Consider the following 22,596-nt stretch of genomic DNA (forward strand, 5'->3'; position numbering starts at 1 on the left):
GCTGCTCAGCTCCGCCTGGTGGCGACGGCGAAGACCCGGCGGAAGGGGAACACGGTGCCGTGCAGACCGGCCGGGTACGCGGTGCGGAGCAGCTCGCGGTAGTCGGCGAGGAACGCGGCGGCGGCCTCGGGGTCATCGGCCAGCGCGGTGAGGACCGGCCGCAGGGCGGTGCCCTTGACCCAGTCGAGCACCGGGTCCTGGCCGGTGAGCAGTTGGGCGTACGTGGTCTCCCAGGCGTCCACCGTGCAGTCGAGACCGGTCAGGAGGTCGAGGTAGCCGCCCGGGCTGAGCACGAACTGGCGCTGCTCGTCGGCGCGGTCGGCGAGGCGTCCGCGCCAGCGGGCGCTCCGGCACAGGCCGTCGAGCAGTGTGTGGCTGGCGGCGGTGGACTGGTCGGGGACCTGGAGTGCGAAAGTCCCGCCGGGGGCGAGGGAGTCGATCCAGCTGGAAAGCAGCTCGGGGTGGTTGGGGACCCACTGGAGGGTGGCGTTGGACACGATCAGGTCGTACGCCTGGTCGGGGGCCCAGCCGGTGGCGTCGGCCGGGCGGAAGTCGAGGCTGCCGCCAGCGGGGGTAGGACCGGCGAACTCCTCGGCGGCGGCGAGCATTTCGGCCGAGTTGTCGAAACCGGTGATGCGCGCGTCGGGCCAGCGGTCGGCGAGCAGGGCGGTGACGTTCCCGGCACCGCAGCCCAGGTCGGCGATCAGGGCGGGGGAGCGGGCCGGCTCCGGAACGCGGGAGAGCAGGTCGAGGAAGGGGCGGGTGCGGTGTCCCGCGTGGCGCAGGTACTGCTGAGGGTCCCAGGTGGCCTGGCGCATGGGTGTGACTCCTTCGGCGGTGAGCCTCGCTGTCAGGTTCATCCTCCACCCAAGTTCTCTCGATATCAAGTATCTTTACGTCGAGATATTTCTCCGGGGTCGTGGGCGTCCCCGTCCCGGCAACGGGCCGGAAGCCGTTGCCGGGACGGGGACGGGTCAGGAGAGCAGCGCCGAACCGAGCCAGTCGGAGGGGCCCTTGACCCCGGGAAGGGTGAAGAAGTACCCGCCGCCCGTCGGTGAGACGTAGTCCACCAGCGGCTCCCCGGCCAGCCGCTGCTGCACGGCCTGGAACTGCCGCTCCACGTCCTGCTGGTAGCAGCAGAAGATCAGCCCGACGTCCAGGTTGCCGTCGAGGTCCAGGCCGCGGTCGTAGTTGTAGCCGCGGCGCAGGATCCGCTGGTTCTCCGTCTGCGCGGTGCGCGGGTTGGACAGCCGGATGTGCGCGTTCATCGGGGTCAGCAGGCCCTGGGAGTCGGCCCGGTAGTCGGGCGTGTCGGACTCCCCGGTGCCGTCGAGCGGCGCCCCCGAGTCGCGGCGGCGGCCGATCATCCGCTCCTGCTCGCGCAGTGAGACCCGGTCCCAGAACTCGACCAGCATCCGGATGATCCGCACCACCTGGTAGGAACCGCCCTCCGCCCAGGCCGGCTCGCCGTTGGTGCCGCCGTGCGTCCACAGCACCGCGTCCGCCACCGCCGCATCGCCGACCTCGGGGTTGGCGATGCCGTCCTTGAACCCCAGCTGGTTGCGCGGGGTTCCGGACGGGCGCGGCGCGGCGTGGAAGCCGTCGGCCTTCCAGTTCGGCTGCATACCGCCGCGGGTGTGCCGGGTGATGTCGCGCAGCGCGTGCATCACGGTGTCACGGGAGTCCGCGCAGATCTGCAGCGAGAGGTCGCCGTGCAGCTCCTTGGAACCGACCAGGTCGTCGTCGGGGAAGGCGGGCATCGGCACCAGCTTGGCGGGCTTGCGCGCCGCGAGCCCGTAGCGGTCGTCGAAGAGCGAGGCGCCGAGGCTCACCGTGACGGTCAGCCCGTCGGCCGGCAGCACCGGCCCGAGCGTCGCGCTGTCGGTGGGCGGCGAGGCCAGGTCGGTGGCCGGCACCGGACCGCCCGAGGTCAGCACCCGGATCCGCTCGGTCAGCGTCCGCAGCAGCTGCTCGAGGCCGGCCCGGTCGGGCGCGATGACGTTGAACGAGACGAAGGACGCGGCATCCTGCTGCGGCGTGGTGACACCGGCCTGGTGCGGACCCTGGAACGGGATCCGCCGCCCGGACGGACCGGCTGCCCGGGGATCGGCCGCCTGGGGATCGGCGGCCGCCGCGAAGGCCCCGGCCAGCGCGCCCGCGCCGACCGCGGCACCCACCGACGCGCCACGCAGGAAGGCGCGCCGGTGCAGCGGCGCACGGCTCTGGGAAGGATCGGGCGCGGTCATGCGTGGTTCCTCGGGGTGAGCAGGTTGGGCAGGACGGCCAACTCCTCCAGGAGATCGCCGAGTTCTCCGTCCAGGCGCTGGCGCTGCGCCGTGGTGAGGTGCGAGGAGGGCGTCCAGGAGTCGTCCTCGCCGCGGTACGCCGCCACCTTGCCCTCGTAGCCGGGGAGTTGGCGCTGAAGCCGGTCGAGGAGTGCGGGATCCCGTGGCCGGATCACCGGCGCGAGGATGTCCAGTACCTTCTCGGTGCCCTGGACGTTGGCGTCGAGGGTGGCCAGTGTGGTGCCGCTGCCGTAGTCGGCGATGCCGTTCAGCTGGAACTGCAGCGAGTTCTCCAGGATCTCGTGGGCCCGCAGCGGGAGGTCGCCGGGGTCGGTGTCCTCGCTGGGGAAGTCCTGGACCAGGCCGTCGAGGTCCGTCACCAGTTGCTGGGTGACCGGTCGCAGCCGGCCGGCGTCCCAGCCGTGCCACAGGCCGTACTCGATGGCGAAGAAGCCGGTCCAGCCGGGGGTGTCGACGCCCTGGGGCAGCCCGTCGGCCATGCCGTCCAGGGACTTGTCGAAGTCGCCGAAGGAGTTGTAGGCGGCGCCCAGGCGTTCGTAGTCCAGGTGTGCGGCGAGCCAGTCGGACCTGGCCGCGCCCAGGTCGCCGCGGGCCACGTCGGCGTCGAGCGTGCGGCCCGCGCCGAGCAGGTCCGGCAGCGCGGTCTTGACGTAGTCGCGGTAGGCCTTGACCGGTGCGCCCAGCTCCTTGTCGGGCATGGGCGGGTAGCCGGCCACGGCACCGGACGCCCTGCCGATGACCGTCACCGGGCTGGTGGTGAGCACCGGGCCGCTGGAGAAGACGCAGCGCACGGCGTACCGGCCACCCGTCAGGGTGGTGGCGAGCGGCAGCGTCCTGCCGGGGCCGAGCCAGGGGATCTCCGCGTACGCCAGGCTCGCGTCCGGCGAGACCACATAGAGCGTGGCGAAGACCTTGGAGTTGTTGGTGACGCTGAACGAGATCCGTCCGGCGGGCAGGCGCCCCGGCGGTGTGCCGCAGGTGGTGGTGTCCACCTGGAGCTTCCCACCGGGTGGTGCGAGCTCGCTGCTGTCGGCGGGGGCGGAGCCGATCAGGGCGGTGGTGCCCAGCAGTACCAGCCCGACCAGCGCCGGGCGGAGCCGGCGGGCCGCGGGTACGGGGGGTGTGCGCTCCGGCATGGGGGTCCTTCGAGCAGGCAGGGTCCCGGCCCGGGCGGGGCGCCGGGGCCGGGACCCTGGACGGATCAGTTCCAGATGTCGGTGATCGGCGCGGCGCTCGCGCTCTGGCCGACCGGAGCCAGTCCGTACATCTGCTCCAGGGTGGCGAGCAGGTTGTAGTGGTTGATGGTCTCGCTGTACTGGCCCTGCTGGACGTGCGCGCCGAAGAACAGGGTGGGGATCTGGTTGCTCTCGGTGTAGTCGTCCTCGTCCCAGGTGACCACCAGCAGGCTGTTGTTCTGCTGGGCCCAGGTCGCGTAGTTGGACAGGTTGTTCTGCAGCCAGGAGTCGCCGTCGGCGATGGTGCCGTCGTGCATGTCGTCGTTGAGGTTCGGGATCACGAACGACACGGTGGGCAGCTGGTTGTAGTCGGTGGGGAAGGCCGAGAACGGCTGCTGGTCGGCGGCCGGGATGTTGCTGAAGTTGGCCCACGGGGAGTGCTTGCGCGCGTAGCCGCCCGAGGCGGTGCAGCTGGTCGAGCCGGCCTTGGGCAGGTTCTCCGAGTAGCCGGTGAAGCTGTGGCCGCCGGCCAGCAGTTCGGAGCCGAGGTTGGCGGTGTTGCCCTCGTTGACCGGGCAGGAGTCGGAGCTCAGGCCGAAGGTGGAACCGCCGAACAGCGCCATGTAGTTGGGCTCGCTGGGGTGGCTGACGCCGAAGGAGGAGGTCATCAGCGCGCCCTGGGACGCCAGGGAGTTGATGTAGGGGGCGTCGTCGGTGTCGCCGATGATGTCGTCGTAGGAGTGGTTCTCCTCCACCACGACCACGATGTGCGCGGGAGCGGGGACGGTGCCGGCCGCCGGCGCGGCGGCGGCCGAGCTGTGCGGAGCCAGGGCCAGGGACGCCGCAACCGCCGTCGCCGTGGCGACGGCGGAGAGCCCGGCAAAACGCGACCTCGTACGCATGGAGACTCCAGGGGGAGACGAGCCGGGCGGTGTGCCGCGGCTCTCACGGAAGCGGGGGATTCCGCCGCATGGGCCTCGTGGTCGAGCCGCGGACCGATGCGGGGGGTGGCCGGGCCGATCGCCCGGCCTCGGTGCCGCGTAAAGCATTGGGGCCGTAGGTGCCTTTCAGTTGTCGGTGGACTGGCGAGTCTGTGAACTTAGCGAGGAGACGCGGAGGTTGGCTCGAGGCCCTGACTGACCATTCGTCAACTCCTCACGGCAACCGGTTTTGCCGGTTGTTTCCATTGCGGGTTCAGCTTTTACCCGGCCCTGCCGTCCGGTCGGGAGGCCCGGATCGGTCCGGCGATCGCGGTGCGGTGCACCTGGTCACCACTCTGGAAGTAGCAGCCGGTGCCGGTCAATGGAGCGGTACCTGACAGAGCCTGTGGCGGTGGAGCGGAGGCGGCCGGTCCGCGAGGGCTCAGAACTCGTCACTGGTGAACGGGAGGCGGTCCGTGTGCAGCGCGGCGTCCAGCGCCCGGGCCGCGCCCGCCGTGTGCTCGACCACCAGCCCGGCCCGCAGCAGATCGCCCACCCGGGTGCCGCCGAGGTAGCAGGCCGCCAGATCCCGTACGTCGAGGGAGAGGTCGGCGGCATCGGGGCACGGATGGCAGGACGCCCCCTCCGGGCCGGCCGTCAGCCTGAACCGCCCGCTGTTGGCGGGGATCGAGCCGTCCTGGACGTCGAGGACCAGGTCGACCGGCGCGGCCCAGGACCGCCCGGTGAGGGCCGCCCGGACATCAGTGAGCCGCAGCCAGAGCGCGGGGAAGTCCTGGGTGACGCGCACCTGGTCGCGGTCGGCGGCGATCAGCAGCAGCGCGTCGTCGGCCGGGCGTCCCCAGGCCCGCACCTTCGAGGTGAGGTCGATGCCGGCGAGGTAGCCCCACAGCGCCGCCGCGGCCGGGCCGCTCCCGGCCTCCAGCTCGTAGACCTCGACGGCTCCGGGGGAGTCGTCGCCGCCGCGGGTGCGGTAGACCGCGTAGTCCGGCGACGGCCCGTCGCCCAGCACCACCACCCGCGGCGGGCTGAGCTCGTCGTCGTCCTCGTCCTCCTCGGGCAGGATCTGCTCGCGCCACCAGTAGTCGTCCCTGGCCAGGCGGCCGGCCCGCTCGGCCCGGCCCGCCTCGTAACGGGGCCCGATCGCCGCCGGCGCCTTGGCGGGGTCGAGCAGGCGCAGCGGCCGGGGATCGGGCGCGAGGCGCAGGTCGAGCGGGCGCCGGGAGTCGATCTCGACCGTGCACAGCCGCGTGCCCGCGCCGAAGCCGTACCGGCCGTAGATCGCGGCCTCGGAGGCCCAGAGCGCGGCGAGCGGCCGGCCCGCCGAGGCGCACCGGCGCCACAGCTCCGAGACCAGCTCCGAGAGCACCCCGCGACGGCGGTGGGTCGGTGCCACGCAGACGAACGTCAGCCCCGCGCAGGGGAGCTGGCCGCCGGGCACGGAGAGCCGCAGTGGGACGGTGGCGAGCAGGCCCACCAGCCGGCCGTGCTCATAGGCGCCGATCCGGTCGCAGCGGAGCAGGAACTTCCGGTGCTTGGCGCGCAGGTCGTCCTCGTACTCTTCCAGGAAGACGAGCGAGGCGAGGTCGATGGCCCGGTCGAGGTCGGACTTCGGCACCTCCCGGATCCGCAGCGGGGGGCTGTCCTCGGAGGTGGTGGCAAACGTATTCGGATTCGATTCGCTCACAGCGGAGATGCTAGTTCTCCGCCGGGCCGCCGGGAAACGAAATGCCGTAAGCGGAATACCGGTCGCCCGCCCGATGCCGCACGGGTGCGCCCATCGGGTGCAGGCGGGGTACGGTCTGGCGGTGCGCGCTCCGCGAGGGCGGGGCCGATCACTGGGCGGTCGGACGGATTGCCCGCGTGTCCGCCGGGTCCGGTTACGTATACGTACGGTTCCGTTGTGAATGAGGAAATGGCGGAAGCGGTGAAATCCGTCCGTCCGCCTCGAAATCCTGCGGCGATCCGGTGCCGTCGGATCCGTCGGGAATCTCGGAATCGCTGCCCGGGCAACCGGGACGAGCCCCCACCGCGATCCGCGGTGGGGGCTCGTCCGGTCAGCCGTGCACCGTCGCGGGACGGCCTCAGCCGAGGGTCGCGGCGTGCGAGGTCTCGGCGGCGAAGCCCCAACTCGGGGCGGTGTTCCAGGGGTTGGGCAGGGTGGCGCCGGTCGCGTAGGCGTAGCCGGCGCCCCGGGCGAAGGCGGTGTCCAGGGCGGTCTGCATCCGGGGCGCGTCGGGCACGCCGTAGACCAGATGCCAGAAGGAGGTGCCGCTCGGGTCGAAGGAGGCCCCCGAGTAGTAGCCGGCCGTGAGGTTGAAGACGTTGCCGCCGAGCCAGCCGCCGCCGGTGTAGTCGGCGTAGCTGCCCTCGTAGGTGACGAAGGTGTCGGCGGTGCGGTGGGCGGGGTCCAGGTAGCAGTCGGCGATCGCGGTGCCGGGGTTGTCCACCACCAGCTCCGGTGCGGCCGGGTCGATGGCGTTCATCGCGGTCTGCACGTACTGGCGCAGCGTGTAGTAGTAGTCGCGGGTGCTGTTGGCGGTGCCGCAGTCCCGGCTGACGACGTCGAAGAAGATGCCGTCCACGTGCAGCCTGCCGTCGGCGGTCTTCAGGTAGTTGTCGATGGACGCCTCGACGTCGGCGAGCGGCCGGGCGCCGCTGTCGGTGTGGACGTAGCCGATCACCCGGGTGTGCCCGCCCGCGGCGGTGGTGCCGGCCCGCAGGGTGTCGGCCTGGGCCTGCCAGGCCGGGGTGAACGCGGAGTCGCCGTTGCCCGGGTTGAGGATCACGATCGAGGCGGCCGGAGTGGCCGTCTGCAGACCGGAGAGCATCGGGTCGCCGGGCCACACGTACGCCGGGACACCGATCTCCAGCCCCCGCGCGCCGGAGGCAGCGGCGGTGGTGGAGGCAGCGGTGGCGGCGCCGGCACTCGATGAGCCCGCCGTCACGGCGAGCGCGGAACTGAAGAGCAGGGCCAGCAGGCCCTTGGTGTGCTTGCGCACGGTATCCCCCTTGCGAGTTGACCGACAGTTTTGACCGGCAGTGTTGACCGACAGTCTTGATCGGCAGTGTTGATCGGCAGCCTTGATCGACAGCGCCCTCATTGTGCCCCAGCCGCGCCGCGGCGGGGTGCCGGTTTTCGGGCGGGGCGCGGTCGTGGCTGCCGAACGGGGGCGGCCATGCGGGCGACGGCGCTCTCCGGATCGAGGTCGGCGATGATGTTGCCTTCCTGAACACGAGATGAGTAGCCATGGATCTGCTGTCGCTCCGCTACTTCCAGGCGGTCGCCCGCCACGAGCACATCAGCCGCGCCGCCGAGGAACTGAGGGTGGCCCAGCCCTCGGTGAGCCGGACGATCGCCCGCCTCGAAGCCGAACTCGGTGTACCGCTCTTCGACCGCCAGGGCCGTCGCATCCGGCTGAACCGCTACGGCACCGCCTTCCTCCGCCGGGTCGACCGGGCGCTGGCCGAACTGGACGACGCGCGCCGCGAACTCGCCGACGCGGCGGGTTCGGACCACGGCAGTCTGGCCGTCGCGGCCGAGACCCTGCTCACGCTGAGCGGGATGCTCGCCGCGTTCCGGGCCCGGTACCCGGGCGTGACGGTCCGGCTCTTCCAGTCCTCCAACGACCGGATGAACCGCCAACTCCAGGCGAGGGAAGTCGACTTCTGCATCGCCTCGCAGCCGCTGAACGGATCGGCGCTGTGCTCGGTCGAGCTGGTCAGAGAAGAGGTGCTGCTCGCCGTCCCGCTCGGCCACCGCCTCGCCGGACGGGACCGCGTGGACATCGCCGCACTCGCCGAGGAGGCGTTCGTCAGTACCAGGCCCGGGCACTGGCAACGCGCCCTGCTGGACCGGCTCTTCGCCGAGGCCGGGCTCACCCCCGTCATCGGCTGCGAGGGCGACGAACCCGGCGCCACCCAGAACCTGATCAGCGCCGGTCTCGGGATCGGCCTCGTCCCCGAGATATCCCGCCTCGCCTCGTCGCACGCTCCCGTCTCCTGGGTGCGCCTGGACGTCCCGGACTGCCACCGTGTGCTGTCGCTGGTGTGGCGCAGGGACGGCTATCTCTCCACCGCCGCCCGGAACTTCCGCGAGCTCGCCGTCGAGCGGCTCGGCTGCGTCCCCGCCGTGAGGTCCGACCCGCCCGGCACCGGCCTGAGTACTCCGGAGGCATGAGCACATGGCGGAACTGATCGTGGAAGGCATGAGCGATTGCGCATAGCGTCGTTCTCGGACCGGTTCACGGACTTACGACCGGACGGGCCCGGCGGTCGGCCGGGCTCAGCGACCGAGGGGAACCCTACGATGAACGACGAACGACACCGCCCCGCCGAGTCCGACGGCGGCTTCACCAGCTATGCCGAAGCCATCCTCGACGTGCTGGCGCGGACGCCCGAGCGGTCGGTGCTGACCAGCGCCGAGGGCCGGCGGATCACGGCGGGGGAGTTCCGGGACGGCACGTACCGGCTGGCGCACGAGCTGGCCGGGCGGGGGATCGGCCGGGGCATGACCGTGTCCCTGCTGACCGGCAACACCCCCGAAGCGCTCGGGGCCCGCTACGCGGTGAACCTGCTCGGCGCACGGGTGGTCTTCCTCTACGACGGCATGGCTCCCGAGACGCTCGCCCGCGTCGTGGACAGCGTCGACACCGAACTGCTGCTGATCGACGCCACCCGGTACCGGGACGCCGAGCAGCTGCTGCCCCTGCTGAAGCTCCCCGCCGTGCTCACCCTCGGCCCCGGACCCTTCGGTGAGGACGTGGTGGCGAGCTCCGCCGACCGCGCGCCGGAGCCGTTCGCCGTCCCGGTCGGCCCGCAGGACGACTGGTGCATCCGGCACACCGGCGGCACCACCGGAGTGCCCAAGGGCATCAGGATGAGCCACGGCCCGTACCGGCGCAGTATCGCCGCCCCGCTCACCGGCGCCGGCGCGGAGCCGCGCTATCTGGCCTGCACTGCGCTCGCCCATCTCGCGGGCATCTTCGCCGACATGGCGCTGTTCCGCGGCGGCTCGGTGGTGCTGCAGCGGGCCTTCGAACCGGGCGAGGTGCTGGCCGCGGTCGAGCGGGAACGGATCACCCATCTGTGGCTGCTGCCGCCGCTGCTCTACCAGTTGCTCGACCACCCCGACCGCTCCCGCACCGACCTGTCCAGCCTCGGCCGGATCACCTACGGCGGCTGCCCCGCCTCACCGGCCCGCCTGCGGCAGGCGGCCGAGGCCTTCGGTCCCGTCCTCTACGGCACCTACGGCCAGAGTGAGGCCATGGCGATCACCGAGGTCGGCCCGCAGGAGCACACCGTGAGCGGGCCCGGCGGGCAGATCACCGTCGGGCGGCCGCTGCCCGGCGTCGAGATCGCGATCCGGGACCAGGACGGCCGGACGCTGCCAGCGGGGCAGGAGGGCGAGATCCACGTACGGTCCGAGGGCGTCATGCGCGGCTACTGGAAGCAGCCCGAGCTCACCGCCGAGGTCGTGCGCGATGGCTGGGTCCGCACCGGGGACGTCGGCTACCTCGACGAGGAGGGCTATCTCTTCATCGTCGACCGCCGGAAGGACATGATCATCGTCGTGGGCGGCCACGTCTACCCCGCCGAGGTCGAGGAACTGCTGCTCGCCCATCCCGCCGTCGCCCAGTGCGCGGTCTTCGGAGTCAGTGCCGAGGACTCGACCGAGCACGTCCACGCCGCCGTCGTCCCCGCCCCGGGCCACCACCTCGACCTGGGCCTGCTGCGTGAGTTCGTCACCACCCGCAAGGGCCGGCTGTACGCTCCGGAGGCCGTCCACCTGGTTCCGGCCATCCCGCTGACCGCCGCCGGCAAGCCCGACAAGAAGCTGCTGCGGCAGACGCTGGGCGACCGGTGAGACCGCTCCGGCGGCCGTGGGCGGACCGACGGCCGGTCAGGGGCCGAGTCCCGGGCCGGTCGGTCGGCCGGTCAGCCGGCGGACCGCGAGGATCGCCGCGCCGACCGCCAGCCAGCACGTGCCGGCGATCCGGGAGTGGACGTCCGCGTGGTAGAGCACATAGCCGATGATCGCGAAACCGATCACCGGCACGGCCAGGTGCATCCCGTAGGTGTGCTGACGGCGGCGGATCAGGAAGTGGGACACCACCGACAGGTGCAGCATCAGGAAGGCGAACAGGGCGCCGAAGTTCACCAGCGACGCCAGCAGGCCGACCCGGCCGGCCAGGGCGAGTCCCAGCCCCAGGCTGACCGCCGCCACCAGCAGCAGGGCCCGCTCGGGCACCTGGCGCCGGGGGTCGACATGGGCCAGGAAGCGCGGCAGCTGTCCGTCACGGGCCATCGAGAACAGCAGCCTGGACGTGGCGGCCTGCGCCACGAGCGAGTTGGCGACCGCGGAGGCCAGTGCGGCGGCGATCGCCACGACCGCCTTGAACGCGCCGCCTCCGACGACCCCCGCGAGGTCGTAGAACGCGGTGTTCTGCGCTGCCTCACCCGGCAGGCTGGTGCGGCCCGGCAGCAGCAGCGCCGCGAGGTAGGTCTGCACCACGAACAGCGCCGCGACCAGGCACAGCGACAGTACGGTGGCCCGCCCGACCACCCTGCTGCCGCCTTCGGCCTCCTCCGCGAGGGTGGAGATCGCGTCGAAACCGAGGAACGAGAGCACGGCCACGGACAGCGCGGAGAACACCACGCCGACGGAGAAGACACCCGGGTTGTAGAACGGGTCGAGGCTCCAGTGCGCGCCGCCGACCCCGCGGGCGACGGCGAGGGTGCTCAGGACCACGAACGCGGCCAGGACGGCCAGTTCGCCGAGCAGGAACAGCCGGTTCAGCCGGGCCGTGGTCTCGATCCCCAGCAGGTTCACCACGGTGTTGAACACCACGAAGACCACGATCCACCCGCGCTGCGGCACACTGGGCAGCACCGACTGGAGCGCCACGGCTCCGGTGACGTAGAGCAGGGTCGGCACGAGCAGGTAGTCGAGCAGGATGCCCCAGCCGGCGAGGAAGCCGGCCCACGGGTGCAGCCCGCGCCCCGCGTAGGAGTAGACGGAGCCGGCGATGGGGAAGGCCCGGGACATCTCGCGGTAGCTGGCGGCGGTGAAGAGCATGGCCACCAGCCCGACGAGGTAGGTGAGCGCCACCATGCCCCGGGAGATGTCGAAGACGATGCCGAAGATCGCGAACGGCGCGATCGGCACCATGAAGACCAGGCCGTAGACCACCAGGTCGCGCAGGTGCAGGGTGCGGCGCAGCTGCTGCCGGTAGCCGAACCGCGACAGCGGCCCGTCGTCGTCCGGCCGGACCACGTCGGTGTCCGTCCTGTCGGTCATCCGGTTTCTCCCGTCCGCGGTCAGCGTGTCGGTTTCCCGTCCGGGCGGAGCCGGCCGGCGATCGATGGCGGCCGCGGCCGCCCCGGTCGGGCCCGGGGCGGCCGCAGCGCGGGGCGCTACCAGGAGTTCAGGGCCTTGGCCACCCGGTCCACGGCCTCGCCGACCTTCTCGGCCGGCAGAGCGGTGTAGCAGAGGCGGAAGAAGCCGGGGGTGGGGCAGGACATGACCCCGCCGGGGAGCAGCGTGACCTGGGCCTTCTCCACGAGGTAGTGGAAGAGGGCATCCTCCCGCGGGTCCAGGGCCCGGGTGTTCAGCGCCTGGAGGGGGAGGTCGGCGGAGGCGGAGCCGGCGCCGTTGGTGTCGTGGTGCTTCGGCTTCAGGTAGTCGGTGAGGTCGAGCCAGAAGAACTGCGCCGCGTTGCCGCCGTCGTCGTGGACGTACTTGATCTTGTTGGCGTCCAGGCGGTCCTTGACGTGCTGGAAGCTCTTGGTGAGGAGACCGCCGTAGCGCTTCATCGCATAGGTCGTGTAGGGCTCGGACTTGTCGCCGTCGGCCTTGGCGGTGAGGATCGCCTCGATCACGTACTGCTTGAGGGAGTCGAACGGGCTGAACCAGGAGAGCGAGGCGCGCTTCTCGGCGTCGTCCTTGCTGCCCTCCATGACCCGCCTGACCGGGTCGTAGCCGGAGACCAGGAATCCGGTGCGGAAGCCCGAGAGTCCGAAGTCCTTGGCGAAGCCCCAGACGACGTGGACCCGGTTCGGGTGCTTGCGGTAGGCATCGAGCTTGAGGGCGCTGACGAAGGCCGGCTTCGAGCCGGAGATCTGGGAGAAGCAGTAGATCTCGTCCGAGATGATGTGCATCTCGGTCTTCTCCATGACCCAGGTGTAGATCTCCTCGAGCAGCTCCTTCGGGTAGTTCACACCCAGCGGGTTCTGCGGGTTGGTGAGGACCAGCAGCCTCGGCGCCTTGCCCTTCTTCTTCTGGTACTCGCCGTAGGTGTCCTGGATGAGCTTGAGGGTGAGCTTGAAGCGCTCGTTCCCCGAGGTGGGGAGGTTGACCGGCACGCAGGTGAGCTTCGGCCGCTGTTCGAACGACCAGTTGAACCCCTGCCAGTACGGCGCGGGCAGCAGGACCGCGTCACCGTCCCGCAGCGGCGGGGGGTCATCGGCAGTGCCCTCCCCCTTCAGGCCGAACGCCAGACACTCCAGGGCGGAGGCGACGCCCGCGGTGCCGTACACGTGCTCCTTCTTCACCGTGGTCCCGAACGCGTGGCCGAGCAGGTCGGCCGACCACTGGCGCAGGTCGTCCTCGCCGTATGCCGGAAGGTAGTTGATGTACTTCTCGTCGATCAGCTTGATGTTCTTGAACACCTGCATCTGCAGGGAGTCCTCGTAGACCAGACAGTTCTCCGCGACGGAGAGGTTGTCCACATCGGGTGCCGCGAAGCGGTGGTAGAAGGCGAGGGCCTGCTCCAGGTCATGGGTGCCGGCCAGCACCGAAGCGATGTCCTTCGGGGCCGGCGGTGCGGTGTGCCGCTGCTTCTGCTTGGTGGATGCGGAGTTCGGCGTCATGGCGCTCGATTCCTTTCTCCGGGGTGCGTGGGGCGCCTCTTCGGGGCGCGAAGGGCACCGTGGACGAACAGTCTGTTCGCGCGCGCGGGGAAAACCCGGGAGTACACGCGCCCGGGCGTGCCCCAGTCGGATACCGGGCGGCGCGCACCCGGGGAAGGGGAGCGTCCCGACGGCGCCCGAGGTGCTGCTGCGCGCCGGTCGGCACCGCCGATGGAGAGGTTCCCACGTGGTCGGGTCGGCCGTGGCGGTGACCCGCATGGGTGGATCGAACCGGCTTGATTTTCACAGGAGTTGACGATCGGGGACAGAATCGGGCGGAGGTGTGACATCGGTGCCGGGGTGCGACTGTCCGGGTGTGATGGTGCTCCGGTCGGAGTGGCGCGGCGGCCGAGGGGGAACCGCTGTGGACCCGATCCGAGCGGAGGAATGCCCGATGTGCCGTCTGTTCGGCCTGAGCAGCAGCCCGAAGCGCACCCGCGCCACCTTCTGGCTGCTGGAGGCCCCCGACAGCCTGAGTGACCAGAGCCACCGCGACCCCGACGGGACCGGCCTCGGCTTCTTCGCGGCCGACGGCACCCCGCAGGTGGACAAGGAGCCCATCGCCGCCTACCAGGACCGCGCCTTCGCGGAGGAGGCCAGAGAGGTGGAGTCCGCAACCTTCCTCGCCCACATCCGCTTCGCCTCCACCGGCGGCCTGACGGCTCGCAACACCCACCCGTTCGAACAAGACGGCCGCCTGTTCGCACACAACGGTGTCGTCGGCGGGCTGGACCAGCTGGAGGCACACCTCGCGACGGACCGCTCACTGGTCTTCGGCGACACCGACTCCGAGCGGGTCTTCGCCCTGATCACCCGTGAGATCAGGGCGAACGGCGGCGACATCACCGCCGGTATCACCGAGGCGGTCCGCTGGATCGCCGGGAACCTGCCCCTCTACGCGCTCAATCTGATCCTCACCACCCCCACCGAACTCTGGGCGCTGCGCTACCCCGACACCCATGAGCTGTACGAGCTGGTCAGGACCGCCGGCGGCTGTCACGGCAACCGGCACCTGGACCACAGCGGCACCGCCGGCCGGATGCGCGTGCACTCCAGCGACCTCCGGTCCGCGGACACGGTCGTGGTGGCCAGCGAACGCATGGACGAAAACCCGGCCTGGCGGCTGATGGCGCCCGGTGAACTGCTGCACGTCGGGCCGGACCTCCGGCAGACCCGCCGGATCATCCTGCCGGACGCCCCCGCGCACCCGCTCGGCCTCGGCGATCTGCGCCCCGAGGCCGCCGCCTCCCAGCAGGCCGCCTGACCCGGCCGTCAGCCCTTCTCGCCCCGGGCCAGGCTGCGCAGCCGCTCCAGCCACTCGAACCGCCCGCTGTTGGCCACCGAGGCCCGGTCCAGTTCCTCCATCAGGCGCCGTGAGCGGTGCTCCAGGTCCAGCTCGTCCAGGATCCGGTCGACCTCGGCCAGCAGCGCGCCGTGCAACTGCCAGGCGTGCGGGTGCTCCTGGACCTGCCGCAGCAGCATATGGGCGGCCGTGTCCCGGCTGTCCCTGGCGGCCGAGAGTTCGGCGGTGAGCCGGCTCTCGGCCTCCTCCGCGTTCTGGCTCACCTGGGTCGTCACCAGCACGGCGAAGCTCACCAGCGCCCCGCCGACATGCACCAGCAGCTCCTCCAGGGCGAGCGCCACCGGGGCCGGGAAGAGTGCCTCGTCCTGCCCGCGCCGCTTGGCCAGGTCGGTCAGTGAACGCGCCATCACCCGCACCACGACCACGCAGATCTCCAGCGTGTCCAGCCCGGTGCGCAGCACCAGCCGGGAGAGCACGCCCTCCCGGATCCTCGGGTTCAGCCGCAGGCTGTCCTCCGCCTGGCGCAGCGCGGCGTCCACGTCGGCGATGGCCTGGTCGAGCCGGCGCGCCTCGTGCAGGCGGGCGGCGGCACGCTCGACCGTGGTGGGGCTGCTCAGCTCCTCGGAGATCCGCACCAGCAGGTGACGGGTCCGGCGGGCCAGGTCCTCGATCGACTCGCCCGCGGTGTCCACCCAGACCGGGGGCGCGAAGACGAAGTTGAAGAGCAGGCCGACCCCGGCGCCGATCAGGGTCTCCAGCACCCGGTCCCATGCCTGCGAGGCCAGTCGGGTGACCCCGAGGATCAGCATGGCGCTGATCGCGACCTCCTGGACGAACTCGTCGACCCGCACGAAGTGCCCGATCGTCAGGGAGGCCAGGATGATCAGCCCCAGGCTCCACCAGGACAGGCCGGTCACGGAGCTGAACCCGATGGCGATCAGCACCCCGATCACGACCGAGTTCACCCGCCGGATGCCGGTGGTCAGGGTGGAGTAGAGGGTGACCTGGACGACGAGCAGGGCGGTCAGCGGCGCGGTCAGCGGAGCCGGTTCGCTGCTCAGCTGGACCGCGACCGCGTAGGAGAGTGTGGCCGCCACCGTCGCGCGCACCGTCAGGACGACGACGGGCTCCTTGAGACGGCGTCGGACGGCTTCGGCCACCGTTTCGCGCGAAGCTGGCATTCCCTCGTCGTTCCCGGTCCGGGGCCGCCTCACCGCGATCGTGCGGGCGCGGCACCCGGAACTACGTCTGCGGGTGCGGGCGCGTACCGAACCCGGGGGCGGTGGCGCTCGGCGCGCCGGAGGTCAGCTTCCTCATCCGGGAACGCAGCTGGATGGCATGGATGATCTCCATCAGCCCCAGGACGATCAGCCAGATGCCGGCCACCAGGGTGAGCGCCGCGATCGAGCGGAACGGCGAGACGATCAGCACGATCCCGGCGATCGTGGTCAGCACACCGAGGAAGATCTGCCAGCCGCGGGCCGGAATCGCAGGAGTGGAGATCGCCGCCGCGGTCAGCATGACGCCGCGCAGCAGCCAGCCGAAGCCGATCCAGAGCGCGAGCAGCAGGATCGTCTCCGCCGCGCTGCGGAAGCAGATCAGGCCCAGCAGCAGGAACAGCGCGCCGCTGACGAAGTGCAGCGCGCGCAGATGACCCGGCACATGGTGGCCGAACGCCGCGGTCAGCTGGAACACGCCGCTGATCAGCAGGTAGACACCGAACAGCACCCCGACCACGAAGAGCGTGGCACCGGGCCACACCAGGACGCACACACCGAGCGCCACGGCGGCCACACCCGCGGTCAGCATCACCTGCCAGGTGGCGTTGGCCAGCAGGTTGAGCGCGCCACCGTACGGAGCGAGGTCGTGCGCCTCGGTCTCCGCGCCCACGCCGGTGCCCGCGCCCGCGCCCTCGCCCGCCTCCGGAGCCGGGCCGGCGCCGTGCGGCCGGCCTGTGCCCTGGGGCTGGATGTCACGCGGGTCGGTGCCGGACGGGAAGTCTGATGAGGTGCTCATGGCCCGCACCTGCCTCTCTGGGTTCCGGGACACTGCGTGTCCATCGTCACCCGCTGGGCTCCATCCCGCCTGCGGACGTCCGCCGGGCGCGGCCGCCTTCCGGCCGGAGCCGGGCCGGACGGCACCGGAGAGCCGCGGCGCTCACGCGGGCGGCTCCTCGGGAGGCGGCGGGTGCGCTCCGGGCACCAGGCGGCGGAAGCGGTCGAGCACCTCCTCCGGGCCGAGATCCGAGGTGTCGATGCGGTGGACAGGTACGCGCGCGGCCAACTCCTCGGCCACGTCCTCGAAGCACTGCGCGACGAGTGCGACGTACCGGCTGGTGAAGGAGCGCTCGAGTCTGCGGTCGCGGCGGCGCAGCCTGCGCATGAGCACCTCGGTACGGGCCGTGAGGTGCACCACGGTGGCCGGCGGCGGCAGCATGGCGGTGACCAGGTGGTGGTAGCGGTAGTAGGCCTCGTACTCCTGGACCGTGAGATCGCCGTTGAGGTAGAGCGCCTTCGCGTAGGCGAGCGAGCCGTGCACGTCCTGGTCGAGGACCCCGGACCGGCCGGTCCTGAGGTCCCGCAGGACGCGCAGCAGCAGTGTCTCCAGCTGGCAGAAGAACGCCGCCGAGCTGTCCCCGAGCAGATAGCGGGTGCGGTAGTCGTCCCGGCCGGGCCCTCGGTTGACCGGCACGACGTCCGGTATGCGCGCGACCCGGGTGTCCTCTGCCGCACAGTGGTTGAGCAGGGTGCTCTTGCCGACCGCGGGCGGCCCGAGGACGGCCACGGCGGGTGGCGCCGCGGGGCGGCCCAGTACGGGCAGGGGGTCGATGAGCCGGTGCGCCGAGTGCTCGATCAGGGCCGGTGGCGGGCGGTCCTCCGCCATGGCGGCCAGCCGGACGCCCAGTGCGCGCAGCCAGCCCGAGGCTGCGGGGGCGAGGTCGAGTTCGCCGAGCCGGTCCAGCGGCACCCAGCGGTGTCCGGCCGGGGCGGCCCGGGCGGCCGCCGCCCGGTCGGGGAGCCGCCAGCCGAACACCCGCAGGTTGCGGGCCGGTACCCCGGCACGGCGGTCGGCCTGGGCGTACAGCTCGGCCAGGTAGACCAGGTGCCCGGCCGGGGCGCGTAGCCGGGTGCTGTCCGCCAGGGCGGTGGAGGCGGCCCGGCGGAAGGAGGTCCCGGACTCGACCACCACGGACGGCAGTTCGGCGCGGAAGCCGGAATCCGGCAGCAGGAGCCGCCCGTTGTCGAGCACCAGGCAGGCGGCGGCCGTGTGAGCGGGGCGGTGACGGGGCGGCGGGGCGGTGAGCATCACTCTCCTGGGTGGGCGCGACGAGCCTTGCGGCCGACGGGAGTTCACGGGTACGGGCGGCGGGCGGACGGAAGCGTTCGGCAGCGGCCGGACTCAGCAGCCGTGGTGCGAAGGTCTTCGGTCCTCCCGGGCGGCGGCCGCCGCGAGCAGCGGACCCCTCCGGCGGACTACGGCGGTTCCCCGGCCGGGCGGACCGGCGACAGCACGCCTACCGGCTCCGCATCCGGGTCGGGCCCCGGTCCCGCGCACGGCCGGGCACACCGGTGCACCCGGCTCCGCCGTCGTGCGCGAGCGCGACCGGAGCCGCGATGGGAACCCCCGCGGTGGAATCCTCCGCGGCGGCCAGGCGGGTGGCGAACCCGGGCCGGACCGCCTCGGTGACCGACGGCTGACCGGGGCAGCCACGGTCACACCAGTGGGGCGGGGAAGCCGGAGCCAGGGACCGGCCAGGCGTTCCCGCCTCCGGGCGTCGGCCCCAGGCCGGGCTCTGGTCTCGACGGCAGGCGCTTCGAGGGGAGGGCGGAGCCGTGCGCGGGGCGACAGCGCGAACCGGCCGGTGCGGGGCAGGGCGATGCCGCCCGTGACGCTGGTGCGGCCCTCGATGCTGGAGCCACGGAAGTCCTCCTGTCCTGGTGCACGCGGTGCCAGTCGACGGGACTTGCCGAGCCATCCCCGGAATCGTCACCGAGCCCGGCGCCGGGCGCATAGACGTTTTCCGGACATCCCGGCGTACTGCCGGGAGAGTCCGACTGTCTGACGATGCGTCAGGTCGAGGCACTCCACCGGCTGTCGACGGCGGAGCGCCCCGGCTCGACGGTGCTCACCCCCGTCGTGCGGGGAACCCGTGGGCGCGGGCGCCGACCACGACCACCAGTACCGGTGCCAGCAGCGCGAGCACGCTCCAGGGCAGTGAGGTGGTGTCGAACAGGCCGAGCAGGATCCCGCCGACGACCCCGCCGACGGCCATGGCCACGTTCCACAGGGTGACCAGCATGGTCTGCGCGGCATCCGCCCGGTCGCCGCCGGCGTTGCCCGCCGCGGTCTGCAGCAGGGTGGGAATCCCGCCCCAGCCCAGTCCCCACAGCGCCGCCGCCAGGTAGACCGGAGCGGCGCTGTGGGCCCACAGCGCCAGGACGGCCGCCGCCGCGGCGATCAGGACGGTACCGGCGATGGTGAGACTCCGCAGCCGGCGGCGGATGTGGGCGCCCACCAGATAGATGCTCACCAGTGAGGCGCCGCCGAAGACCAGCAGTACCAGGCCGGTCGAGCCGCCCAGCCCCGCCCGGCCGAGGAACGGGGCGATGTAGGCGTAGAGGACGGTGTGGGCCAGGACGAAGACCAGGGTGACGAACAGGACCGGCAGCACACCGGGGACGGCGAGCGCCCCGAGGATCGGGGTCCGCCCCTCCGTCCGCTGTCCGGGGTGGTCGGGGACCAGGGCGCCGATCCACGCGATCACGCCCATCGCGAGCGCGGTCATCGCCAGGAACGCCACCCACCAGCCGAGTGCCTTGCCGAGAAAGGTCCCGGCGGGCACTCCCAGCGACAGCGCGATCGGAATGCCCGTCATGACGATCGCGATCGCCTTGCCCTGGAGCGGGACGGGCGCCAGCCGGCGGGCGTACCCGGCCAGCAGTGTCCAGGCCAGGCCCGCCGCCACCCCGGCGAGGAACCGGGCCGCCATGGTCAGCGGGTAGTCGGTCGAGAGCGCGGTGACCGTGTTGGCGACGGCGAATCCCGCCATGGCGGTCAGCAGCAGCCGCTTGCGCGGCCATCCCGCGGTGGCGGCGGACAGCGGGATCGCGGTGACGGCGGACCCGATCGCGTAGATCGTCACCGACTGGCCCATCGCGGACTCGCTGACCCTCAGGTCGGCGCTCATCGCCGGCAGCACGCCGGCGGGCAGGGTCTCGGTCAGGCTGGTGATGAAGACGGCGGTGGCCAGTGCCAGCAGCGCCAGCCGGGGAAGATGGCGATTCTCCTGTTCGGCAGGGGAGTTGACCAGTAGTCGAGTGCTGTTGTGGCTCATGTCGCGTATGCTCGAACCCTCACATTGATGTGAGGGTCAACGCGAACGGATGTGAGGTGCATCACATGCGCATCGGAGAACTGTCGGAGCGTACCGGAACACCCCGCCGACTGCTGCGCTACTACGAGGAGCAGGGCCTGATCGTCGCCGACCGCTCCTCGAACGGCTACCGCGAGTACGACGAGCGGTTCGTGGACCGCATCCTGCAGATCCGGGGGCTGCTCGACGCCGGGCTGCCCACCAGGATCATCAAGCAGATCCTCCCCTGCCTGGACAAGCCCCGGGTCATCCACTTCCCCGACGCGACACCGGAGATGCTCGCCACACTGGAGCGCGAACGCGACCGGATGACCGAGCGGGTCGAGTGCCTGGTCCGCAACCGCGACGCCATCGCCGAGTACCTCGACGCGGTGCGTGCCAGGATCCGCCCGGAGGCCGCCGAGGCGGCCATGGCGCCGTAGCCCGTAGCCCGTAGCCCGTAGCCCGTAGCCCGTAGCCCGTAGCCCGTAGCCGGGTTGGGCCGGGGCGGTCAGCGGACGGTGATGTCCCCGTCGGGCAGGTCCTGGACCGTGACCTTCGCCCGGGGCTGGCCGAGCGCGTGGGCCACGGCCTCGGCGATGCCGCCGTGGTCGGGCTTGACGGGGTAGGGCACGTTCTCGTCAGGGCCGTAGCTCTCGATGGCCTTGGTCAGGTAGCTCGGGTCCCAGGCGCCGACGGCACCCCTGACCTCCACCGCGGTCACCCGCAGTTCGCCGACCTGCCGGCGCAGCGCCGGGAGGATCTGGTCCGACCGGTACTCGCCGGGCACCTGGAACAGGCTGGCGTGAGCGCCCACCAGTCCGCCGTCGCGCAGTCGTACGGTGACGGTCAGACAGCTGGTCACGCTGGGGTAGAGGATGTCGCCGCCCCGGCCGACCTCGCGGACCTGGCCCTCGGTGATCCGCACCTGCCGCTGGGCCGGGGCCCCGGCGGCCGCCGGGACGGGCGTCGGCTGGACCGGTGCCGCGGCGGCGGTGCCGCACTGCAGTGCCAGCAGGGCGGTCAGGGAGGCGGCGGCCAGTGCCGTCGGCCTGATGATGCTTCGCCGGACGGAACCGATGGGGCGGATGGGCACGGGAACTCCTTCTGGTCTGCTGCGGCGGAGATACTACGGGGCCCGGCCGTCGAGGTGTGAACCGCCTTGGTGGCCGGTGAAGCTGATCCGCCGTCGACCGCGAGAGCGTTCCGGTGGTGGCCGCGCCAAGTCGCGGACGTGGCAGAGCCGGTGGCCCGAGCCCCGTGGGGCGTGGATCCACCGGCTCGTCAGACCGGAGCTACCTCACCATGAGGGTGGCCTTGACCACCGTCTTGGGGTCGGAAGCACAGTAGAAGGAGATCTCGTAGTTGCCGCCGCTCTTGACGTTGGTGAGCTTGGCAGTCGCGACGAGAGTCCCGCGCTGGCCGGAGACCAGCTCGGTGACCCCGATCGGGGCCCTCTCCTTGCCCTTGCCGATCAGCGCACCCTCGGCGGTTCCGCCTCGCCCGGGGTTACGGCAGCCGCGCAGGAACAGCGCGACGCTCTGGTCGGGGTGTGCGGTCGCGGGGATCACCGCGGTCCTGAGACCCGGGGTGGGCCTGGAAGTCGGTGAGGCGGTGGGGGACGGGGTGGCGGTGGCCGTTGGAGTGGCCTTGGCCGACGGGGACGCAGACGGAGATGCGGTGGAGGTCGCCGCGGCGCTCGGCCTGTTGGCCGAGAGGGCCGAGGAGGCGGTCAGACCCAGCAGGCTACCCGCTGCCACCGCGATGGCTGTGATCTTCACCGGACGCATGGGGTTGCTCCCTTCCGGCACGGCCTGGCACTCGGTGCCGATGCCGCGCCTGGCTTCCTCCGACGGTAGGAGGGAGCCGTACCCGCAGCGACCCGCGCTGGGCCGACCGGGTGATGCGTCAGTGTGTGGCTCCCTCAGAAACGCGCAGGTCAGAGTGGTTATCGGCGGCGGCGGTGAGCAGCGCGCCGAGGCCGGTCGCGACGGCGGAGGACGGCAGCGAAGGCACCGCCCGGCCGAGGACCTGCGACGGCAGGGCGGGTACGTGGACGAAACCGCCGCGGACGGCCGGGTACCGGGCGGCCAGGAGGTGCATCAGGGCGTAGAAGACGTGGTTGCAGACGAAGGTGCCGGCGGAGTGCGAGAGGGAGGCGGGCAGGCCGGCCGCGCGGATGGCGGCCACGCAGGCCTTGACCGGCAGGGTGGCGAAGTACCCGGCGGGACCGCCGGGTACCACCGGCTGGTCGACGGGCTGCCGGCCGGCGTTGTCGGGGATGCGCGCGTCGTCGATGTTGACGGCGATGCGTTCGACGCTGAGGTCCGGGCGGCCGTCGGCCTGGCCGACGCAGACCACCAGGTCGGGCTCGGAATCCCGGACCGCCGCGCGCAGTTCGTCGGCCGCCTGTCCGAACACGCAGGACAGCCGCCGGGGGATCACCTCAAGCCCGTCGGGCGGGTTGCCGGCGGCCAGCCGGACGGCTTCCCAGGAGGAGTTGAGAACAGCGCCGTCGAAGGGTTCGAAGCCGGTGAGCAGGACCCGGGTCATCAGGGATGGTGCCTCTCGTGGTCGGTGTCGCCGGGGCCGTCGGGGCCCGGCCCTGGGG

General features: G+C 71.9%; 19 protein-coding genes. 4 read left to right on the plus strand and 15 right to left on the minus strand.

Features of this window, described 5'->3' with window-relative positions; translation table 11 throughout:
* Window positions 1-5 precede the first annotated feature (5 nt).
* The 6 genes from ACSMTC_RS37430 to ACSMTC_RS37455 all read right to left on the minus strand — a co-directional run bounded on the left by ACSMTC_RS37430 (window position 6) and on the right by ACSMTC_RS37455 (window position 7,421).
* The gene (locus ACSMTC_RS37430) at window positions 6-818 is read right to left on the minus strand and encodes a trans-aconitate 2-methyltransferase (RefSeq protein WP_436564210.1); all 813 of its coding nucleotides are present in this window, start codon (window positions 816-818) and stop codon (window positions 6-8) included.
* A 156-nt stretch (window positions 819-974) separates the two neighbouring features.
* Window positions 975-2,246, minus strand: coding sequence for an iron uptake transporter deferrochelatase/peroxidase subunit (gene efeB / locus ACSMTC_RS37435; RefSeq protein WP_436564211.1), 1,272 nt, complete (start codon window positions 2,244-2,246; stop codon window positions 975-977).
* Window positions 2,243-3,442, minus strand: coding sequence for an EfeM/EfeO family lipoprotein (locus ACSMTC_RS37440; RefSeq protein WP_436564212.1), 1,200 nt, complete (start codon window positions 3,440-3,442; stop codon window positions 2,243-2,245). The genes efeB and ACSMTC_RS37440 overlap by 4 nt, the downstream gene beginning before the upstream one ends.
* A gap of 65 nt (window positions 3,443-3,507) precedes the next feature.
* Window positions 3,508-4,383 carry an alkaline phosphatase family protein gene (locus tag ACSMTC_RS37445; RefSeq protein ID WP_436564213.1) on the minus strand — a complete coding sequence of 292 codons (876 nt, stop codon included), beginning with the start codon at window positions 4,381-4,383 and terminating at the stop codon, window positions 3,508-3,510.
* Between the two features lie 460 nt (window positions 4,384-4,843).
* The gene (locus ACSMTC_RS37450) at window positions 4,844-6,052 is read right to left on the minus strand and encodes a GNAT family N-acetyltransferase (RefSeq protein ID WP_436564911.1); all 1,209 of its coding nucleotides are present in this window, start codon (window positions 6,050-6,052) and stop codon (window positions 4,844-4,846) included.
* Between the two features lie 451 nt (window positions 6,053-6,503).
* The gene (locus ACSMTC_RS37455) at window positions 6,504-7,421 is read right to left on the minus strand and encodes a spherulation-specific family 4 protein (RefSeq protein WP_436564214.1); all 918 of its coding nucleotides are present in this window, start codon (window positions 7,419-7,421) and stop codon (window positions 6,504-6,506) included.
* A 248-nt stretch (window positions 7,422-7,669) separates the two neighbouring features.
* Between ACSMTC_RS37455 and ACSMTC_RS37460 the strand changes: the two genes are divergently transcribed.
* Together ACSMTC_RS37460 and ACSMTC_RS37465 are read left to right on the plus strand one after the other, a co-directional pair.
* Window positions 7,670-8,599, plus strand: a complete 930-nt coding sequence (locus ACSMTC_RS37460) for a LysR family transcriptional regulator (protein ID WP_436564215.1) — start codon at window positions 7,670-7,672, stop codon at window positions 8,597-8,599.
* A 129-nt stretch (window positions 8,600-8,728) separates the two neighbouring features.
* On the plus strand, window positions 8,729-10,285 hold the full coding sequence (locus tag ACSMTC_RS37465; RefSeq protein WP_436564216.1) for an AMP-binding protein: 1,557 nt from the start codon (window positions 8,729-8,731) through the stop codon (window positions 10,283-10,285).
* Window positions 10,286-10,321: 36 nt separating this feature from the next.
* On the opposite strand, the gene ACSMTC_RS37470 is transcribed toward ACSMTC_RS37465, so the two are convergent.
* Together ACSMTC_RS37470 and ACSMTC_RS37475 are read right to left on the minus strand one after the other, a co-directional pair.
* Window positions 10,322-11,719 carry an APC family permease gene (locus ACSMTC_RS37470; RefSeq protein WP_436564217.1) on the minus strand — a complete coding sequence of 466 codons (1,398 nt, stop codon included), beginning with the start codon at window positions 11,717-11,719 and terminating at the stop codon, window positions 10,322-10,324.
* Window positions 11,720-11,835: 116 nt separating this feature from the next.
* Complete coding sequence (locus tag ACSMTC_RS37475; RefSeq protein WP_436564218.1) at window positions 11,836-13,290, minus strand: pyridoxal phosphate-dependent aminotransferase; 1,455 nt, start codon at window positions 13,288-13,290, stop codon at window positions 11,836-11,838.
* 433 nt (window positions 13,291-13,723) lie between these two features.
* Here ACSMTC_RS37475 and ACSMTC_RS37480 point away from each other — a divergent pair, with 433 nt between their 5' ends.
* On the plus strand, window positions 13,724-14,593 hold the full coding sequence (locus tag ACSMTC_RS37480; protein ID WP_436564219.1) for a class II glutamine amidotransferase: 870 nt from the start codon (window positions 13,724-13,726) through the stop codon (window positions 14,591-14,593).
* An 8-nt stretch (window positions 14,594-14,601) separates the two neighbouring features.
* Here ACSMTC_RS37480 and ACSMTC_RS37485 read toward each other — a convergent pair whose 3' ends face one another.
* The 4 genes from ACSMTC_RS37485 to ACSMTC_RS37500 all read right to left on the minus strand — a co-directional run bounded on the left by ACSMTC_RS37485 (window position 14,602) and on the right by ACSMTC_RS37500 (window position 19,967).
* Window positions 14,602-15,813: an FUSC family protein gene (locus ACSMTC_RS37485; RefSeq protein ID WP_436564220.1), complete on the minus strand. Its 1,212-nt coding sequence runs from the start codon at window positions 15,811-15,813 to the stop codon at window positions 14,602-14,604.
* 61 nt (window positions 15,814-15,874) lie between these two features.
* On the minus strand, window positions 15,875-16,648 hold the full coding sequence (locus ACSMTC_RS37490; RefSeq protein ID WP_436564221.1) for an HdeD family acid-resistance protein: 774 nt from the start codon (window positions 16,646-16,648) through the stop codon (window positions 15,875-15,877).
* Between the two features lie 141 nt (window positions 16,649-16,789).
* The gene (locus ACSMTC_RS37495; protein ID WP_436564222.1) at window positions 16,790-17,938 is read right to left on the minus strand and encodes a deoxynucleoside kinase; all 1,149 of its coding nucleotides are present in this window, start codon (window positions 17,936-17,938) and stop codon (window positions 16,790-16,792) included.
* A gap of 820 nt (window positions 17,939-18,758) precedes the next feature.
* The gene (locus tag ACSMTC_RS37500) at window positions 18,759-19,967 is read right to left on the minus strand and encodes an MFS transporter (RefSeq protein ID WP_436564223.1); all 1,209 of its coding nucleotides are present in this window, start codon (window positions 19,965-19,967) and stop codon (window positions 18,759-18,761) included.
* A gap of 65 nt (window positions 19,968-20,032) precedes the next feature.
* Here ACSMTC_RS37500 and ACSMTC_RS37505 point away from each other — a divergent pair, with 65 nt between their 5' ends.
* Window positions 20,033-20,428, plus strand: coding sequence for a MerR family transcriptional regulator (locus tag ACSMTC_RS37505; protein ID WP_436564224.1), 396 nt, complete (start codon window positions 20,033-20,035; stop codon window positions 20,426-20,428).
* A gap of 68 nt (window positions 20,429-20,496) precedes the next feature.
* Here the strand turns inward: ACSMTC_RS37505 and ACSMTC_RS37510 are convergent, their stop codons facing one another.
* From ACSMTC_RS37510 to pcp, 3 genes are all read right to left on the minus strand, one after another.
* Window positions 20,497-21,081, minus strand: coding sequence for a hypothetical protein (locus ACSMTC_RS37510; RefSeq protein WP_436564225.1), 585 nt, complete (start codon window positions 21,079-21,081; stop codon window positions 20,497-20,499).
* Between the two features lie 199 nt (window positions 21,082-21,280).
* Complete coding sequence (locus ACSMTC_RS37515) at window positions 21,281-21,775, minus strand: hypothetical protein (RefSeq protein WP_436564226.1); 495 nt, start codon at window positions 21,773-21,775, stop codon at window positions 21,281-21,283.
* 118 nt (window positions 21,776-21,893) lie between these two features.
* Complete coding sequence (gene pcp, locus ACSMTC_RS37520; RefSeq protein ID WP_436564227.1) at window positions 21,894-22,538, minus strand: pyroglutamyl-peptidase I; 645 nt, start codon at window positions 22,536-22,538, stop codon at window positions 21,894-21,896.
* Window positions 22,539-22,596: the final 58 nt, after the last annotated feature.

This window comes from Kitasatospora sp. HPM-01-4, from assembly GCF_051374625.1.
GTDB lineage: Bacteria > Actinomycetota > Actinomycetes > Streptomycetales > Streptomycetaceae > Kitasatospora.

Coding starts and splice junctions, on each gene's coding strand:
- ACSMTC_RS37430 (WP_436564210.1), bottom strand. CDS start 818: ATGCGCCAGGCCACCTGGGACCCTCAGCAGTACCTGCGCCACGCGGGA.
- efeB (WP_436564211.1), bottom strand. CDS start 2,246: ATGACCGCGCCCGATCCTTCCCAGAGCCGTGCGCCGCTGCACCGGCGC.
- ACSMTC_RS37440 (WP_436564212.1), bottom strand. CDS start 3,442: ATGCCGGAGCGCACACCCCCCGTACCCGCGGCCCGCCGGCTCCGCCCG.
- ACSMTC_RS37445 (WP_436564213.1), bottom strand. CDS start 4,383: ATGCGTACGAGGTCGCGTTTTGCCGGGCTCTCCGCCGTCGCCACGGCG.
- ACSMTC_RS37460 (WP_436564215.1), top strand. CDS start 7,670: ATGGATCTGCTGTCGCTCCGCTACTTCCAGGCGGTCGCCCGCCACGAG.
- ACSMTC_RS37465 (WP_436564216.1), top strand. CDS start 8,729: ATGAACGACGAACGACACCGCCCCGCCGAGTCCGACGGCGGCTTCACC.
- ACSMTC_RS37470 (WP_436564217.1), bottom strand. CDS start 11,719: ATGACCGACAGGACGGACACCGACGTGGTCCGGCCGGACGACGACGGG.
- ACSMTC_RS37475 (WP_436564218.1), bottom strand. CDS start 13,290: ATGACGCCGAACTCCGCATCCACCAAGCAGAAGCAGCGGCACACCGCA.
- ACSMTC_RS37480 (WP_436564219.1), top strand. CDS start 13,724: ATGTGCCGTCTGTTCGGCCTGAGCAGCAGCCCGAAGCGCACCCGCGCC.
- ACSMTC_RS37485 (WP_436564220.1), bottom strand. CDS start 15,813: ATGCCAGCTTCGCGCGAAACGGTGGCCGAAGCCGTCCGACGCCGTCTC.
- ACSMTC_RS37490 (WP_436564221.1), bottom strand. CDS start 16,648: ATGAGCACCTCATCAGACTTCCCGTCCGGCACCGACCCGCGTGACATC.
- ACSMTC_RS37495 (WP_436564222.1), bottom strand. CDS start 17,938: ATGCTCACCGCCCCGCCGCCCCGTCACCGCCCCGCTCACACGGCCGCC.
- ACSMTC_RS37500 (WP_436564223.1), bottom strand. CDS start 19,967: ATGAGCCACAACAGCACTCGACTACTGGTCAACTCCCCTGCCGAACAG.
- ACSMTC_RS37505 (WP_436564224.1), top strand. CDS start 20,033: ATGCGCATCGGAGAACTGTCGGAGCGTACCGGAACACCCCGCCGACTG.
- ACSMTC_RS37515 (WP_436564226.1), bottom strand. CDS start 21,775: ATGCGTCCGGTGAAGATCACAGCCATCGCGGTGGCAGCGGGTAGCCTG.
- pcp (WP_436564227.1), bottom strand. CDS start 22,538: ATGACCCGGGTCCTGCTCACCGGCTTCGAACCCTTCGACGGCGCTGTT.